Annotated in this window: 13 protein-coding genes and 1 pseudogene; 5 read left to right on the top strand and 9 right to left on the bottom strand. The window is 69.0% G+C overall.

From position 1 onward, the window contains the following. Positions 1–10: 10 nt before the first annotated feature. Together ACV22Z_RS29465 and ACV22Z_RS29460 are read right to left on the bottom strand one after the other, a co-directional pair. Positions 11–739, bottom strand: coding sequence for a maleate cis-trans isomerase family protein (locus ACV22Z_RS29465; RefSeq protein WP_448079772.1), 729 nt, complete (start codon positions 737–739; stop codon positions 11–13). A 37-nt stretch (positions 740–776) separates the two neighbouring features. Then, positions 777–2075, bottom strand: coding sequence for an MFS transporter (locus ACV22Z_RS29460; RefSeq protein WP_448079771.1), 1299 nt, complete (start codon positions 2073–2075; stop codon positions 777–779). Positions 2076–2248: 173 nt separating this feature from the next. On the opposite strand from ACV22Z_RS29460, the gene ACV22Z_RS29455 reads away from it, so the two are divergent. Further along, positions 2249–2965, top strand: coding sequence for a GntR family transcriptional regulator (locus ACV22Z_RS29455; protein WP_448079770.1), 717 nt, complete (start codon positions 2249–2251; stop codon positions 2963–2965). A 2-nt stretch (positions 2966–2967) separates the two neighbouring features. Beyond that, positions 2968–3183, top strand: a pseudogene (locus ACV22Z_RS29450) (Lrp/AsnC ligand binding domain-containing protein); the annotation flags it as partial. Between the two features lie 63 nt (positions 3184–3246). On the opposite strand, the gene ACV22Z_RS29445 reads toward ACV22Z_RS29450, so the two are convergent. The 4 genes from ACV22Z_RS29445 to ACV22Z_RS29430 form a co-directional block, all read right to left on the bottom strand. Further along, positions 3247–4968, bottom strand: a complete 1722-nt coding sequence (locus ACV22Z_RS29445) for a tannase/feruloyl esterase family alpha/beta hydrolase (RefSeq protein ID WP_448079769.1) — start codon at positions 4966–4968, stop codon at positions 3247–3249. A 28-nt stretch (positions 4969–4996) separates the two neighbouring features. Beyond that, positions 4997–6136 (bottom strand): porin, encoded by a 1140-nt coding sequence (locus ACV22Z_RS29440; RefSeq protein ID WP_448079768.1) that lies wholly within the window; start codon positions 6134–6136, stop codon positions 4997–4999. A gap of 67 nt (positions 6137–6203) precedes the next feature. Continuing rightward, a complete protein-coding gene (mhpT, locus tag ACV22Z_RS29435) occupies positions 6204–7409 on the bottom strand; it encodes a 3-(3-hydroxy-phenyl)propionate transporter MhpT (RefSeq protein ID WP_448079767.1) in 1206 nt (401 codons plus the stop codon). Positions 7410–7682: 273 nt separating this feature from the next. Beyond that, positions 7683–8177: a MarR family winged helix-turn-helix transcriptional regulator gene (locus ACV22Z_RS29430; RefSeq protein WP_448079766.1), complete on the bottom strand. Its 495-nt coding sequence runs from the start codon at positions 8175–8177 to the stop codon at positions 7683–7685. A gap of 232 nt (positions 8178–8409) precedes the next feature. Between ACV22Z_RS29430 and ACV22Z_RS29425 the strand changes: the two genes are divergently transcribed. From ACV22Z_RS29425 to ACV22Z_RS29415, 3 genes are all read left to right on the top strand, one after another. Further along, a complete protein-coding gene (locus ACV22Z_RS29425; protein WP_448079765.1) occupies positions 8410–9180 on the top strand; it encodes a GntR family transcriptional regulator in 771 nt (256 codons plus the stop codon). Between the two features lie 97 nt (positions 9181–9277). Beyond that, positions 9278–10321 carry an aromatic ring-hydroxylating dioxygenase subunit alpha gene (locus ACV22Z_RS29420; protein ID WP_448079764.1) on the top strand — a complete coding sequence of 348 codons (1044 nt, stop codon included), beginning with the start codon at positions 9278–9280 and terminating at the stop codon, positions 10319–10321. Positions 10322–10376: 55 nt separating this feature from the next. Continuing rightward, positions 10377–11369 carry a PDR/VanB family oxidoreductase gene (locus ACV22Z_RS29415; protein WP_448079763.1) on the top strand — a complete coding sequence of 331 codons (993 nt, stop codon included), beginning with the start codon at positions 10377–10379 and terminating at the stop codon, positions 11367–11369. A gap of 297 nt (positions 11370–11666) precedes the next feature. On the opposite strand, the gene ACV22Z_RS29410 is transcribed toward ACV22Z_RS29415, so the two are convergent. The 3 genes from ACV22Z_RS29410 to ACV22Z_RS29400 form a co-directional block, all read right to left on the bottom strand. Then, complete coding sequence (locus ACV22Z_RS29410; protein WP_448079762.1) at positions 11667–13460, bottom strand: acyl-CoA dehydrogenase family protein; 1794 nt, start codon at positions 13458–13460, stop codon at positions 11667–11669. Between the two features lie 9 nt (positions 13461–13469). Continuing rightward, the gene (locus ACV22Z_RS29405; protein ID WP_448079761.1) at positions 13470–15374 is read right to left on the bottom strand and encodes a feruloyl-CoA synthase; all 1905 of its coding nucleotides are present in this window, start codon (positions 15372–15374) and stop codon (positions 13470–13472) included. Positions 15375–15478: 104 nt separating this feature from the next. Continuing rightward, on the bottom strand, positions 15479–16930 hold the full coding sequence (locus ACV22Z_RS29400; protein ID WP_448079827.1) for an aldehyde dehydrogenase: 1452 nt from the start codon (positions 16928–16930) through the stop codon (positions 15479–15481). Positions 16931–16941 lie beyond the last annotated feature (11 nt).

Below are 16941 nucleotides of genomic sequence, written 5' to 3'. Positions count from 1 at the left end.
GGCGCGCGCCTCAGACCACGTCGCTGAAGAGACGCCCCCAGCCCTTCACCTGCCGCGTGTCGTAGTCGGCGAGCTGCAGCGACTTCCACACGACGGTCGAGATCGTGTCGTAGATCGGAATGCCCGTTTCCTCCTCGAGCGCCGGCACCAGATGCGCGGCGTTCAGGTTCGTGCAGAAGATCGAGATCGCGCGTGGGCCGGCCTTCGCGACTTCGCGCACCATCCCGCCGATCTGGTCGCCCGTCACTTCGGAGAACGAGAAATTGACCTTCAGGTTCAGGTGGCGCTCGGCGATGCAGTTCAGCCCCGAGCGGCGATAGTTGTCGACGATCTTCGTCTGCACGTCGTCGAGATACGGCGTGACGAGGCCGAACTCGTGCGCGTCCGTCTTCTTCAGGATCTCGTTCAGCGCGAGCACCGACGTCGTCGCCGGAATGCCGGTCGCCTCGGTGATCCGGCGGCACAGCCGCTCGTCGGCCTCGAAGCCGAGCCAGCCCGACGACGTGCCGTTCCACGCGATCACGTCGACCTTCGCGTCGGCGAGCAGCTTCGCTGCCTCGATGATCTTGTGGTCGTCGAACTGGCCGAGCGCCTGGTCGGACAGCGAGATCTCGGTGACCGGGAAGCGCGCGAAGTGCGCGGATACGCCCGGCAGGCCGGCGACCATCGCGCTCGTCAGCGGTTCGAGCGACGTGTTCGAGGACGGGGTCAGCATGCCGAGAAGGGTGCGCTTTTTCATGGGTAGTCTCTCTTGCGGTAAAGGGGTCGGTCAGACGTCAGACGGGAAGCTTGTTTTCGTAGTCGATCGCGCTCGAGCACAGCAGCAGGCCGACGCCCGCAGCCGCGAAGAACATCAGCGCGAGGAAATAGGAGCCGGTGAACTGCACGATCGCGCCGACGATGATCGGCACGGTGATGCCGCCGATGTTGCCGCCGAGGTTCATGAAGCCGCCGAGGAAGCCGATCTTGTCGCGGGTGCCGAGCGACGACGGGATGCACCAGTACAGGCCGCACCAGCGCAGGAAGAACAGCGTCGACGACAGCAGCGCGACGACGACGGCCGCATCCTTCACGTACGCGACCGAGAAGATCGACACGGTGGCGATCACCGCGGCGATGCCGAACAGCGTGCGCATCACGACGTTCGGACGACCGCCCGCGGCCTTCCACTTGTCGGCGATCCAGCCGCCGAGCAGTTCGCCGACGAAGCCGCTGAAGAAGATGATGAAGCTCGAGCCGCCCATCGCCTTGATGTCGAAGCCGTGCACCTTGTGCAGGTAGTTCGGCATCCACGTGAGCAGGCCGTAGAACACGCTGTTGAAGCACATCCAGCCGAAGAACATGCACCACACCGAGCGGTACTTGAAGAAGTCGCTCGAGCGGCCCGACGCGCCCGGCGGCTCGGCCGCGAGATCGCGCGCATGCGACGCCTCGATGTATTCGGCTTCCTGCTCGTTGACGCCTGAATGCTCGCGCGGCGAGTTGCGGATGTAGGACCACGCGAGCACGCCCGCCAGCACGGTGCCGATGCCGGCCACCGCGAACGCGAGCCGCCACGAGCCGAGCAGCGCGATCAGGCCGGCGATCAGCACCGCGCCCAGCGCGGCCCCGAGCGGCGCGCCGCCGTCGAGCAGCGTTGCGCCGCGGCCGCGTTCGGTCTGCGTCATCCAGATCGCGTTGAGCTTGCCGCCGGCCGGATAGATCGGCGCTTCCGACGCGCCGAGGCCGAGCCGCGTGAGCAACAGGCCCGGCGCGCTCGTGCACAGCGCGGCGAGCGCCTGGAAGAAGCCCCAGAACACGGTCGCCGTCGCGATCACGATGCGCGGCTTGAAGCGGTCGGCCAGCATCCCGCCGGGGATCTGCATCACCGCATAGGTCCAGAAGAACGAGCTGAGGATCAGGCCCTCCATCGCCGGACCGATGTCGAATTCCTTCGAAATGAACGGCATTGCGACCGACAACGACGCGCGATCGACGTAGTTGATCGCAATGAGACTCAGCATGACGACGAATATCTTCCAGCGGACGGCGGATTTGCCGACCGCCAGGGTCGCAACACCGGAGGTTGAAGACATGGACGGACTCCACTGATGAACGAGGATGGTCAGGACGTCGCGCAACGTTGAACCGAGTATAGGATTAGAAATTTATAATTACACATGGTGTAAACGCTTGGTTTTATTGAATTTGTGTTTTCTATGTCGCTGTGCAGGGTAAGCCCCAGTATCGTGATAAGCTTGCACCCATCATGAGCCAGCCTCCCCGGAATCCCCTACTCCTGCGCACCCGCGGCATGGCCGCGGAGATCGCCGCGCGCCTGCGCGTGATGATCGACGAGGGCGAGCTGCCGCCCGGCGCGCGGATCGACGAAAAGGAACTGAGCCTCGCGTTCGATGTGTCGAAGACACCGCTGCGCGAGGCGCTGAAGGTGCTCGTCGCCGAAGGCGCGGTCACGCACCGCCAGTACATCGGCTATCGCGTCGCGCCGATCGATCTCGACGATCTCGCCGCAACCTTCGAGCTGCTGCATGGTCTCGAGGCGATGGCGGGCGAATTGCTGCAGCGTCGGATCGGCGCGGCGGCGCTCGCCGCGCTGCAGGCGAAGCATCGGCGCATGATCGAATGCCACGAGGCCGGCAAGCGCGTCGAGTATTTCCGGCTGAACCAGCAGATCCACCAGATGATCGTCGATGCGGCCGGCAATCCGGTGCTGTCGGGCATCTATGCGTCGCTGATGTCGAAGGTCCATCGCGCGCGCGGCGCAGCGAACACGGACACGCTGCGCTGGGCCGAGTCGCTCGGCGAGCACGACGCGATCATGCAGGCGCTCGCCGATCCCGCGCATGCGGAATTGCCGCAGATCCTGCGCGCCCATTCGGAAAACACCGCGCGTGAAGTGCTCGCCATTCTCGAGCGCACGCGCGGCACGAGTGCGCCGGACGAGCGGCAGTCGGCCGAGGTGTGACGCGGATCTTCGAACAGTGTCCGCAGGTGCAGCAGTGCTATTACGTGACGGGGGAATGGGACTTCGTGCTGATCCTGACGGTGCGGGACATGGATCAGTACAACGCGCTCACGCGGCAGTTGTTCTTCGCGACCAACAACGTGAAGCGGTTCAAGACACTGGTGAGCATGAGCCGGGTGAATGTCGGGCTGGGGGTGCCGGTCGAACCCGGTGCATGAGTGCGGCAAAGAAACAGCCGGCGCGTGACCGCATGCGCCGGCCGTTTCCCATCGACGGCTACGTCAGCGGCAACTGAAACTCGCTGCCGAATTCACGTCGCCCGACCCGTTGTAGCGCGCGACCTGCGGATACGGACACAGCGGGCGTGTGCGGCCCGCCCCCCACGACGCGGGCACCTCGGCATTCGGCACCGCGTTCGTCGCGTCGCGCGCGGCGGCCACGATCGCGGCGGGCGCCTGCCCCTGCTCGACCCACGCGACGAGCGGCGTCAGCATGTCGAACTGGTCGGCCGTCGGCCCGCCCGCACAGTGGTTCATCCCGGGCACCGGGTAGAAGCGCGCGAAGTCCGACGCGTCGCCGCCGTTCGCCTGCGCTACACGCGCGTACCAGTCGCGCGTGTCGTTGAACGAGAACACCGCGTCGCCCGTGCCGTGATAGACAAGCAGCTTCGCACCGCGCGCCTTCAGCGCGGACAGGTTCGTCTCGTCGGGCGGCGTCATGAACGACCACGCGGATTGCGTGTACATGCCGCTGGTCGCGAAGATCGCCGGCGCGTCGTTGTCCATGTCGAAGCCGAGCGCGAAACCGGGCAGGTTCGCGAGTGTCGCCGCCCCTTTCGGCGGAGTTGTGAACGCGAATGCCATCGCGGCCGGATCGAGCGTAACCGACGCCGACTGCTTCCACCCGGCCCAGTCGCGGCCGGCCATGCCGGGATCGTACGGAAAGCTCGCATAGAGCGCCGCGCCCGCGCTGTTGCGTGCACCCGCGAACACGTTTTCGAGCGCGGTCTTCTGCGCGGTCGTCAGGCATGTGCCGGTGCGGGTGCCGTTCGCGCAGGTCGGGATATCGGCATCGACGCTGAAGTGTGCCTGGCACGCGGCGACGTCCTGCACCATCCCGTCGGCCACGCCGTCGAGCGCATCGCATTTGTCGAGGATCTTCGCGGCGACGAACTGACGCTCCGCATCGGTGAACCCGCTGCGGATATCCGGCAGCCCGTTCGAGCCCGTCGCCGACGCGATCTTCGCGAACTGCTGCGCACTGTACATTTCGCCGATCGCCGCCTTCGGCAAGTGAAAGCCCGGATCGCCCGCGATGATGCCGTCGTAGTCGGCTGCGTTGCGCGCGGCCGTGACCATCGCGTGCCGGCCGCCGTTCGAGCAGCCGCCGAAATAGCTGCGATCGGGCGCCTTGCCATAGGCGAGCCGGATCACCTGCTTCGCCATCGGCGTTAGCGCGTCGACCGCCGCGTAGCCGTAATCGAGGCGCGCCTGCGGATCGAAGCCGAACAGCGGGTTCTGCGCGGCACTGTGCCCCGAATCCGAGCTGATCACCGCGAAGCCCTGGTTCAGCGCATCGGTTAGCGGCCCGCCGCCGCCGATCTCGCCGGTCGCCGTCACGACGTTGCCGTCGAAGCCGCCGTTCGCCTGGTAGAAGAAGCGGCCGTTCCACGCCTTCGGCAAGCGCATCTCGAAGCCGATCGCGTAGGTGTTGCCGTCCACCGCGCTCACGCGCTCGTTCATCTTCCCTGCGATCACGCAGTGCTCGGCGATCGGCTTGCCGGCCACCGTCAGCGCGCCGGCGGCCGCGGTCTTCACCGATGTAAACGACGTGTTCGCATACGCAAGCTTCGCGGCGAGTGTGTCGCAGGTCTGCGTCATCGCGGCCGGCATCGCGGCGCTCAGGTGCGTCGGCGCCGAGCTGACCGAATCGTCGCCGCCGCAGCCGGCGAGCATTGCCGCTGACAGCGGCGCAATGCAGAGGAATACGGATTTTCTGTTCACGATGTCTCCCGTTCGTCAGGCTGCCGGATCAGAACATGTGCTTGACGCCGACCATCGCGCCGAGCTGCCCCATTCCTTCGCCGGGCGTCGTGCCGGCACCGCCGCCGCTGACCGCGTAGCGCGCGTGTGCGCTGTTCCACAGATACGAACTCTGCGCGTAGACCGACGTGCGCTTCGACAGCAGGTAGGTCGCGCGCAGCGTCGCCATCGTCGCGCGCGTGTCGTGCGCGCTGTTGACGATCCGGTAGCCTTCGCCGTCGACGATGAAATCCGGCTTGACCGAGTACGACGCGCCGACGAAGAACAGATCCGAATGCGCGCCGGCCGCGGCCGGCGAACCGGTCGACACGCGCCGCCCGATCCATCCCGCGCCGAGCCGCGCGCCCGCCGCCTGCGCATACGCGCTCACATGCACGCGCGCGTCCTTGCCCGCGCTGCTCGTGAACGCGACCGGCGCAATGCCGTCGAAGAAATTCGCGGCCGCGCCCGTGCCGCCGCGCTGCTCCTCGTACGACGCGGCCGCGCCGAAATACGCGCTGTCGTACTTGAGCATCGCCGACCAGTTGCGGCATTCGACCGCGTGGCCCGGCACCTGCCCCGCGCACGTGCCCTGTCCCGGCGAATTGCCGGTGCCCGCACTGTCGCGGCCGAACGAATAGGCGGCGCCGAGCGTCACGCCGCGATACGTGCCGATGTAGGTCACCGCGTTGTCGGCGCGACCGTTCGGCACGTACGCATCGAACGAACCGAGCCCGTAGATATCCGGGCCGATGATGTCCGCGCCCTGCAGGGCGAGGTAGGTCATCGTGTACTGGCGGCCGAACGCGAGCGTGCCGAAGCCGCCCTTCAGCCCGACGAACGCCTGCCGGCCGAACAGCCGCCCGCCCTGGCCGAGATCGCCGCCGCGCACGTTGAAGCCGCTTTCGAGCGTGAACACAGCCTGGTAGCCGCCGCCGAGGTCCTCCGCGCCGCGCAGCCCCCAGCGCGACGGCATCTCGCCCGTCACGCCGGGCATCCGCACCACGTGGTCGCCGGCGGCGTTCGCGTGCGACACGAATTCAACGCCGGTGTCGATGATGCCGTACAGCGTCACGCTGGACTGCGCGTGCGCGCCGGTCGCGGCCAGCGTACATGCACCGGCCGCCAGCAATGCTTTGGTGTACTTCATGGTAAGTGTCTCCAGACCTGTGTCGATATCGCGCTCTGCCGGCGCTCGTGGTTGAAAGCAAAGAAACTCAGTCGTGTGCCTGCGGCCGCCGGATCAGCACCAGCGCCGCGACGGCCGCGACGAGCGTGACGGGGATGCTCGCGCCGATCACCACCGGCGCGCTGCGCCCGGCAGCCAGCAGCGTCGCGGCCGCTAGCGGGCCGACCACGGAGCCGAGCCGGCCAACGGCGACCGCAGAGCCGACGCCGGTACCGCGCATCGCGGTCGGGTAATACATCGCGGCGAGCGCATACAGCACCGACTGGCCGCCGACGACGAACATCCCGGCCGCGAATGCCGCGACGGACAGCCAGACGAGCCCCGGCGCGACCGCCAGCGCAGCAAGCGACAGCACGATCCCCGCATACATCCCGACGACGACCCGCGACGGCCGCATCCGGTCCATCGACGTGCCGATGCCGAGTACGCCGAGGCCGCTGCCGATGTTGAAGAAGATCTGCACGATCCCGGCCTGGCTGCGCGCGAGCCCCTTCGCCGCCATCAGCGACGGCAGCCAGTTCAGCAGGAAATACAGCACGATCAGCGTGCAGAAATAGCTGAGCCAGAGCGCGAGCGTGGTGCCCGTGCGCGCCCCGCCGAACAACGTGTGCGCGACACCTGGACGCGCGGAACCCGACGCGCTGACGTCGAGGAACGCACGCGATTCCGGCAGCAGCGCGAGCAACAGCGGAGCGAGCAGCAGCGGCCCGACGCCGCCGACGTAGAAGATGTGCCGCCATTCGGTGTCGCCGGCAAGCAGCACGCCGATCAGCGACGCGATCATGCCGCCGAACGGAATACCGCAGTACATCACGGCCACCGCGCTGCTGCGCGAGCGCGCGTCGACGGCTTCGGAAGACAGCGCGATCAGGTTCGGCATCGCACCGCCGAGACCGAGGCCGGTCAGCGCGCGCACGACGACCAGCATCGCGAAGCTCGACACCTGTGCGGTGGCGATCGACAGCAGCCCGAACAGGCAGACCGACGCGATCAGCACGCGCTTGCGGCCGATCCGATCGGCGAGCCAGCCGCCGAGCATCGCGCCCGGCAGCAGGCCGAACGTGCCCGCGCTGAACGCGAGCCCCATCTGCGATACGGTCAGCCCGAATTCATGGGCCATGCGCGGCGCGGCAACGCCGACCGACTGCAGGTCGAGCCCCTCGAGCAGCGCGATCGCGAAACACAAGCCGAGCGTCGTCGCGACGGCCGGCCTCTCGGCAACGTAGGTGTCCATTTCGTCTCCTAACCCGCGCGGCATGCCGACACGCATGTGCGCTGTATTTTTCATGATCGGATCACACATCAACTTATCAGGAAACCTGATTCAATGTCCGAAATAAAGTCCGCGTGGCTCGCTGGCCGCGTGGACCATCATTCCATCGAAGGACGGGACGATTTAATAACAGGTAACCTGATATTTCAAGTGCGACGAGCGCCGGTGTTAACCCGCAACGGACACGGGAACCGGCGCAACCGGGTCAGGCAGTAGCGGAGAGAAAGGCGCGAGTCAGTCGCGCAGGTTGCGCACGAACAGCTCCAGCGTGCGCTGGACCTGCGCGACGTCGTCGGCCGTCAGGCCGTCGCCGAGCATCCGGCGTTCGAGCGGCCGCAGCACGCGTTCGCATTCGCGCAGGAGCGCCGAGCCTTCGTCGGTCAGCCGCAGCAGGATCACGCGGCCGTGATTCGGATCGGCTTCGCGCGTGACGAAGCCGCGGCCCGCCATCGCGACCATCACCTCGTTCGCCGACTGCGGCGTGATGAACGACCGCACCGCAAGCTGCGCATTGGACTGCGCGCCGCGCGCCTCGAGCACCGACAGCGCCGTGTACTGCGCAAGCGTCACGCCGAGCGGCACGAGCGCATCGCTCATCTGGCGGCGCAGCAGCCGCTCGAGATTGCCGATCAGGTAGGTCAGCCGCTGCTGAGGGCGCGTGCGGGGCTTGTCTTCGGTGGCGCGGGCCGCGCGTTTCGCGCCGGCCGGCTTGACGGGTGTCGAACTCATGAAGGTGTCGGAATGAATGTCGCGGGCCATCTTACCTCACGCGCGGCGGGCTTCGTGACCGCAGGCGAACTGTATACAACCAAGCCTTCCAGATCCGGCAACAGTAGTCGTTTACCCGGCAATTCCGGCAATTTCTCTTGATCCTTGCGCATCGATGTATACAATAAAACTCAGGTACCCTGATATTAACGATCGCACCGCGCACGCGGCACGAGAGCTCACCCGACATCTCATGGCCCACATCGACGCACCATCACCTGACACGCACGCCGCCGCGTCCCGGTCGCAGACCGTCCGCACGCTGCTCGGCCTGCGCGAACTCATCGTCGGCGGCGAGCTGGGCCCCGGCGAGCGGATCTCCGAGCTGTGGGTCGTCGAGCGGCTCGGCGTATCACGCACACCGGTTCGCGCAGCGCTGATCCGGCTGCAGGAAGAAGGACTGATCGAACCGATCCCGACCGGCGGCTTCGCGGTGCGCGCGTTTTCCGCGCGCGAGATCGGCGACGCGATCGAATTGCGCGGCGCGCTCGAAGGGCTCGCCGCGCGGCTCGCGGCCGAGCGCGGCGTACCGCCGCCGACGCTGCGCGACCTGCACGCATGCGCCGATGAAATCGACGCGCTGCTCGCCGGCCCGCTGACCGACGACACGTTCTCCCGCTACGTCGATGCGAACGCGCGCTTTCACCGGCTGCTCGCGGGCGCGGCAGGCAGCGACGTCGTCGCGCGGCAGATCGACAAGGTCGCGACGCTGCCGTTCGCGTCCGCCAGCGCGTTCGTGGTCGTGCAGTCGCTCGATCCGCGCGCGCGCGAAACGCTCGTCGTCGCCCAGGCGCAACATCGCGCGGTGCTCGACGCAATCGAGCGGCGCCAGGGCGCGCGTGCGGAAGCGCTGATGCGCGAGCACGCGCAGATCGCCCACGGCAACCTGACGCGCGTGCTCGACAACCAGCGCGCGATCACGAAGCTCGCAGGCGGCAACCTGATCCGCCGCGACGCCGGCTGACCCGGCGCCCGGCCTGTTCATGCGCGGCGCCCGGCCCGTTCGGCGCCGCCTTTCCGACCCACAAACACGGCGTGCGAGCACGCCCTGGAGGAGACGCATGTTCCTGAAAAACGCGTGGTATGTCGCGTGCACGCCCGACGAATTCGCGGGCAAGCCGCTCGGCCGGCAGATTTGCGGCGAGCGCATGGTGTTCTTTCGCGATGCGGACGGCAAGGTCGCCGCGCTCGAGGATTTCTGCCCGCATCGCGGCGCGCCGCTGTCGCTAGGCACCGTCCGCGACGGCCTGCTCGTATGCGGCTATCACGGGCTGACGATGGGCGCGAACGGCAAATGCGCGAGCATGCCGTGCCAGCGCGTCGGCGGCATTCCCGCGATCCGCACCTATCCGGCTGTCGAGCGGTACGGCTTCGTGTGGGTGTGGCCCGGCGATCCGGAACGCGCCGACCCGGCGGCGATCCACCGGCTCGACTGGGCCGACGATCCGGGCTGGGCCTACGGCGGCGGCCTGTATCACATCGGCTGCGACTACCGGTTGATGATCGACAACCTGATGGACCTCACGCACGAAACCTACGTGCATGCGTCGAGCATCGGGCAGCCGGAAATCGAGGAGGCGCCGCCCGCGACGAAGGTGAACGGCGACACGGTCACGACCAGCCGCTTCATGGAAGGCATCGTGCCGCCGCCGTTCTGGGCGGCCGCGCTGCGCGGCAATGGCCTCGCCGACGACGTGCGCTGCGACCGCTGGCAGATCTGCCACTTCACGCCGCCGAGCCACGTGATGATCGAGGTCGGCGTCGCGCATGCGGGCAAAGGCGGTTACCACGCGGATCCACGCGACAAGGTATCGAGCATCGTCGTCGACTTCATCACGCCGGAGACGGAGACGTCGATCTGGTACTTCTGGGGGATGGCGCGCAGCTTCGCGGTCGACGACCGAGCGCTGACGGAAACCATCCGCGCCGGGCAAGGCAGGATCTTCGCCGAGGATCTCGACATGCTCGAAGCGCAGCAGCGCAACCTGCTGACCTGGCCCGACCGGCCGCTCCTCAAGCTCAACATCGACGCGGGCGGCGTGCAGTCGCGGCGCGTGCTCGACCGGCTGATCGACCAGGAGCGCGCCGCCGCGCTGTCGTGCTGACCGCGTGCCGCGCCGTCGCGCTGCGGCGGTGCGGTGCGCTCACTCCATCTTTCCCATGAAAGTCACACTCACCCGCAAGCTTCCCGCCGCGACCGACATCTGCGAGTTCGAACTGGTGTCGGCCGACGGCGCCGCGCTGCCGCCGTTCACGGCCGGCGCACACATCGACGTCCATGTCGGCGGCTTCGTCCGCCAGTACTCGCTGTGCAACAGCCCGTCCGAAGCGGGCGTCTACCGGATCGGCGTGCTGCGCGAGCCCGCGTCGCGCGGCGGCTCGCGCGCGATGCACGCGTGCGAGCCGGGCGCAACGCTCGACGTCAGCGCGCCGCGCAATCATTTCCCGCTCGACCCGGGTGCCGCGCACAGCGTGCTGCTGGCCGGCGGCATCGGCATCACGCCGTTGCTCAGCATGGCCGCTTACCTGGTCGAGACCGGCCAGTCGTTCGAACTGCATTACTGCGCGCGCGAGCGGGCGCGCGCCGCATTTCTCGACCGGCTCGACACACCGGCGCTTGAGGCCCGCACGCGGCTCTGGTTCGACGACGATCCGGCCGGCCGGCGCATCGATTTCGCGCAGGTGCTTGCGAACCCGGCGCCACGCACGCACCTGTACGTGTGCGGTCCCGGCGGGTTCATCGACGCCGCGCTCGCGGCGGCCGCGCAGGCCGGATGGAGCGCGGCGAACGTGCATCGAGAGTACTTCGGTGCGACCGGCGTAGGCGCGGCCGGCAAAGGTGCGGCCGGCTCAGGCGCGTCAGACCCGGCGCCCAATGACGGCGATCGCGCGTTCCAGGTGTCGCTCGCGCAGTCGGGATGCGTGGTCGATGTGCCGGCCGGCACGTCGATCGTCGAGGCGCTGCGCAGCAGCGGAATCGAGGTGCCCGTGTCGTGCGAACAGGGCGTGTGCGGCACCTGCCTCACGCGCGTGCTGTCCGGCACGCCCGATCATCGCGACGTGTACCTGACCGACGACGAACGCGCGGCCAATGACCAGATCCTGCCGTGCTGTTCGCGCGCGGTCACGCCGGTGCTGGTGCTCGATATCTGAACGAGAAGCTGCACGCAGCGCCGCCGCTTGAGGCAGCGCTGCGCACGCCCGGTAGTCCGCCTGTCTTGCGAGGACGCGGCAAGCCTGTTCCGGATGCGTTAGGACGCGTTCGGGCCGGGATGCACTGCGGATTCATGCACCGGCCGTCGCGTATTCCGAGGCAACCCGGCTTGATGCACGCCGCCAGGAACGTCGACCTGCACCTGAATCCGCAGGATGCCCGAATGGCTCCGGCTCAGCGAATTCTGAATGGACCGGCAGCGATACAGAAGCGGCCCGGACGTATCGATCGCGACGCTAGCACGCAATAGCGTGATGCGATCCAGCCGGCAACGGCGCCCGGCACCCGGCTTCGACAAGCGCGAGCCGATGCGCAAACGCCGCGAGCGGATAGTCGAAGAAATACGCGCCGAGCTCACGCTTGTCCGCATAGAACGGATCGTCGTGCGGCGCGTCGGCGGCAATCCGCAGCGTGCGCGCCCACGCGAACGCGAGCAGCAGCCAGCCGACCAGCGCGAGATAGTCGTCGGCGACGCGGTACGGCAATTCGGGATCGTCGGCGCTCGCGCGCATCACGTCGGCCGTCGTGCGCTCGAGGTCCGCGCATAGCGCGCCGACCCGCGCGCCGGCCGATGCCGTCCGCGCGTCGGCGCTGCGGCCGCAATGCGCCGCCTCCGCACGCACGTGATCGAGCAGCGCGCGCAGGCCCTCGCCCCGATCCGCGAGCACCTTGCGCGTCAGCAGGTCGATTGCCTGGATCTCGTTCGTGCCTTCGTACAGCATCGACACGCGGCTATCGCGCACCGTCTGCTCGATCCCGTATTCGTGGATATAGCCGTAGCCGCCGAACACTTGCAGCGCGTTCGACGCGGCCGCAAAGCCGTTCGCGGTGAAGAACGCCTTCGCGACCGGCGTCAGCAGCGACACGAGCCGCGACGCCGCGTGCCGCGCGGCCGCATCGGGATCGTGCGCGGCGACATCGAGCCCGTGCCCGATCCAGTAGCCGATCGCGCGCTCGGCCTCGACGATCGCCCGCGCGTCGAGCAGGTTGCGCCGGATCGCGGGGTGCAGCGCAATCGGCGCCGCCGCGCCGTCCGCGTGCGCGCCACCGGCCGCGCGCCCCTGCTCGCGCTCGCGCGCATACGCCGAAGCGGCCTGCGACGCGCTTTCCGCATGCCCGACGCCCTGCATCGCGACCTGCAGCCGCGCCGCGTTCATCATCACGAACATCGACGCGAGCCCGCGATGCGGTTCGCCGACGAGCCAGCCGGCCGCCGCGTCGAAGCGCATCGTGCACGTGGGGCTCGCCTTCAGCCCCATCTTCTTCTCGATGCCGTCGCACCACACGCCGTTGCGCACGCGCCCGGCAGGACCGTCGTGCCACTTCGGCACGACGAACAGCGACAGGCCCTTCGTGCCCGGCGGTGCGTCGGGCAGCCGCGCGAGCACGAGATGCACGATGTTGTCGGTCAGGTCATGCTCGCCGCCCGTGATGAACAGCTTGCTGCCGCTGAGCCGGTAGCCGTCGATGGCCGGATCGGGCACCGCCTGCGTGCGCAGCAGGCCGAGGTCGCTGCCGGCCTGCGGCTCGGTCACGCACATCGTCGTCAGCCATTCGCCGCTCGCGATCTTCGGCAGCACGTCGCGCGCGAGCCGCTCGGAGCCATGCGCGCGCAGGCACGCGACCGCGCCGTGCGTGAGGCCCGGCGACATCAGCCACGCGTGGTTGGCTGCCGCAAGCATCTCCTGCAGCGCGACGTCGAGCAGATGCGGCAGGCCCTGCCCGCCGCAGTCCGGATCGAGCGCGAGCGTCGGCCAGCCGGCATCGACGTAGTCGCGATACGCATCGCGAAACCCGTCCGGCAGCGTCACGCCGCCGCCGTCGAACCGGCAGCCCTGCAGGTCGCCGCTCGCGTTGAGCGGCGCGAGCCGCCCGGCTACGAAGCGCGCAGCCTCGTCGAGCACCTGCTGCGCGGTCGGCGCGTCGAGGTCCGCCCATTCGGGCACGCGGCGCCACAACGCCGGCGCGTCGAGCCATTCGTCGATCACGAAACGCATGTCGCGCAGCGGCGCGCGATAGAAGGCACTCATCGTGCCCCCTCAAGCGCGACGCGCCGCATCGGCGAAGATCACGCCGGAATCGGCCGCATCCGCCGCATACATTTCGTCGACCCGCGCCGCGCGCTGCGCAAGCACCGCACGCTGGTTGATCGAGCCTTTGTCGGTGATCTCGCCGAGATCCAGCGAAGGCGGCTCGTCGAGCACGCAGAGCCGCGTGACCAGCGTCGCGCTGCCGGTCGCGTCGCGGTTCACGCGCGCGAGCAGATCCGCGAAGAACGCGCGCACGGCCGGCGCGCGCAGCACGGCTCGCGCATCGGCGTCCGGCCCCGCGCCGGCGAGGCGCCGGCAATCGTCGACACGCGGGAAGATCATCGCGCCGACATCGTCGCGGTTCATTCCCGTGACGACCACGTCCTGCACGTACGGCGCGCCGTTCGAGATGATCCGCGCGCGCATCGGCCCGACGCTCACGAACGTGCCCGACGACAGCTTGAAATCCTCGGCGATCCGCCCGTCGAACATCAGGCCGACGTCCGGGCGCGCGGGATCGGCGAAGCGCACCGCGTCGCCGCTGCGGTAATAGCCTTCGTCGTCGAACACGTCGCGCGCGTCCGCGCCGCTCGCGCGCCAGTAGCCGGCCATCACGTTCGGCCCGCGAAAGCGCGCTTCGAGCTTGCCGTCCACCGGCACGAGCCGCACCTCGCAGCCGGGCGCGGGCAGCCCGATGTAGCCGGCCCCCGACATCGGCCCCGTCGTGAACAGGCACGATGGCGCGGTCTCGGTCATCCCGAGCCCCGCCATGATGCGGATGCGCTCGCCGCAGTGCGCGAGCGTCACGCGTTCGAGCCGGTCCCACGCGGCCTGCGACAGCCCCGCGCCCGCGAAGAAGTACAGCTTCACGCGCGAGAAGAACGTCGCGCGCAGCGCCGCGTCCGCTTCGAGCGCGGCGGCGAGCTCCTCCCAGCCCTTCGGCACGTTGAAATACAGCGTCGGCGCGATCTCGCGCAGGTTGCGCAGCGTCTCGTCGAACTTGCCGGGCACCGGCTTGCCGTCGTCGATGTACAGCGTGCCGCCGTTGTACAGCGCGATGCCGACGTTGTGGCTGCCGCCGAACGTGTGATTCCACGGCAGCCAGTCGACCAGCACCGGCGGCTCGACGCCGAACTGCGGAAACGTCTCGAGCAGCATCTGCTGGTTGCTGCACAGCATCCGGTGCGTGGTCGGCACCGCTTTCGGCAGGCGCGTCGAGCCGGACGTGAACAGGAACTTCGCGATCGTTTCGCCGGTGAGCGCGTCATGCGCAGCGTCGACGCTGCCGGGCACCGTATCGAGCAGCGACGCGAAGCGCGTGACACCGCGCATCGCGTCCGGCGCCGACACGACCACACGCTCGACGTCGGCCGGCACGGCCGCGTCGAGCGCGGCCGCGAACGCATGGCCGTCGGCTGCGAACACGAGGCCCGGCGTCAGCAGCGCCAGCGCGTGGCGCAGCTTGCCGAAATCGCTCGATACGAGCGAATACGCGGGCGACAGCGGCGCATACGGAATGCCGGCCCACATCGCGCCGAACGCGAGCTGCAGATGTTCGAGGTCGTTGCCGGACAGGATCGCGACCGGCCGCTCGGCCGACAGCCCGCGATCGAGCAGCGCCTGGCCGATCGCGCGCGCGCGTTCGAGCATCTGCGCGTAGCTGATGCCGATCCACGCGCCGTCGGGCCCGCGCCGCGCGACCAGCCAGCGGTCCGGGTGCGCGCGCGCGCCGCTGACGAGCCGGTCGGTCAGCCGCCGCGGGTAGTCGCCGAGCGGCACCGCCGCACGCATGTACCAGCCGTCGCCACGCGGCTCGATGTGCGGCGGCGGCGCGCCGATCGCGACGGGCCGGTAACCGTCAAGCGCCGGCTGGGCGGCGGCGCCTGCGCGAAGTTGGGTCGGATCCGCATCCAAGGTCTGTCTCCATCCAGTCAGGGCCGCCGGACGCGTTCGTGCGCGTCCGGCGAGTGCTGCGTTGTGTTGTTGTGGCTTCGTGTCGTATCGGCCGCGCCGAACGTTCAGATCGGATAGTGGCGCGGCGCCGTCTGCACGGTGATCCAGCGCAGGTCCGTGAACTCGGCGATCGACGCCTTGCTGCCGAAGCGGCCATAGCCGCTCGCCTTCACGCCGCCGAACGGCATCTGCGCCTCGTCGTGCACGGTCGGGCCGTTGATGTGGCAGATGCCCGACTCGATCCGCTTCGCGAGGTTCATCGCGCGCGCGATGTCGCGGCTGAACACGGCCGCCGACAGCCCGTATTCGCTGTCGTTCGCGGCTGCGAGCGCATCGTCGTCGCCGTCGACGCGCTGCACGGTCACCACCGGCCCGAACGATTCATCGGCGTAGAGCTTCATGTCGCGCGTGACGCCGTCGACGATCGTCGGCTGCATCACCGCGCCGTCGATGTCGCAGCCGAGCGGCAGCACGGCGCCCAGCGCGCGCGCGTCGCCGACGAGCGCCGCGATCCGCTGCGCGGCGGCCGCACTCTCGAGCGTGCCGAGCACGACACCCGGCGCGGCCGGATCGCCGGCCTTCAGCGTACGCGCTTTCGCGACGAGCTTGTCGACGAACGCATCCGCCACCCGGCGATCGACGATCACGCGCTCGGTCGACATGCAGATCTGGCCCTGGTTGAAGAACGCGCCGAACGCGACCGCATCGACCGCCGCGTCGAGATCGGCGTCGTCGAGCACGAGCACGGGCGCCTTGCCGCCGAGCTCGAGCAGCGCGGGCTTCAGGTGGCGCGCCGACAGCTCGGCGACGATCCGCCCGACGCGCGTCGAGCCCGTGAAGTTCACGCGCCGCACAGCTGGGTTCGCGATCAGCCGCTCGACAAGCGCCGGCGCATCCTCGGGCGCATGCGTGATCACGTTGACGACGCCGTCGCCAAGCCCCGCGTCGTGCAGCACGCTGCCGATCAGCGCGTGCACGCCCGGGCAGCCTTCGGACGCCTTCAGCACGACCGTGTTGCCGCACGCGAGCGGCATCGCGAGCGCGCGCGTCGCGAGGATCACCGGCGCATTCCACGGCGCGATGCCGAGCACGACGCCGCACGGCTGACGCACGGCCATCGCGAGACTGCCCGGCACGTCGGACGGAATCACCGCGCCGTCGATCTGCGTCGTCATCGCGGCGGCCTCGCGCAGCATGTTCGCGGCGAGCATCACGTTGAAGCCGTACCAGTTCGCCATCGCGCCCGTCTCGGCGCGGCCGATCTCGATGAATTCGCCGGCGCGCGCGTCCATGCGGTCCGCGGCGGCCAGCAGCCGCCGGCGGCGCTCGGTGGGCGCGAGCGCGGCCCACGCGGGGAACGCACGCGCGGCCGCCGCGACCGCCGCATCGGCGTCGGCCGGCGTCGCCGCCGCCGCGCGCGACGCGACCCGCCCCGTCGCCGGATCGATCCGGTCGAACGTCCTGCCGTCCGACGCGCCGCGCGACACACCGCCGATCAACAAACTCACTTCGTGCAATTCGTGCATTT

The organism is Burkholderia sp. PU8-34 (genome assembly GCF_053427725.1).
The sequence above is the reverse complement of the archived record's forward strand: the minus strand, read 5'-3'. Positions and strand labels throughout refer to the sequence as shown.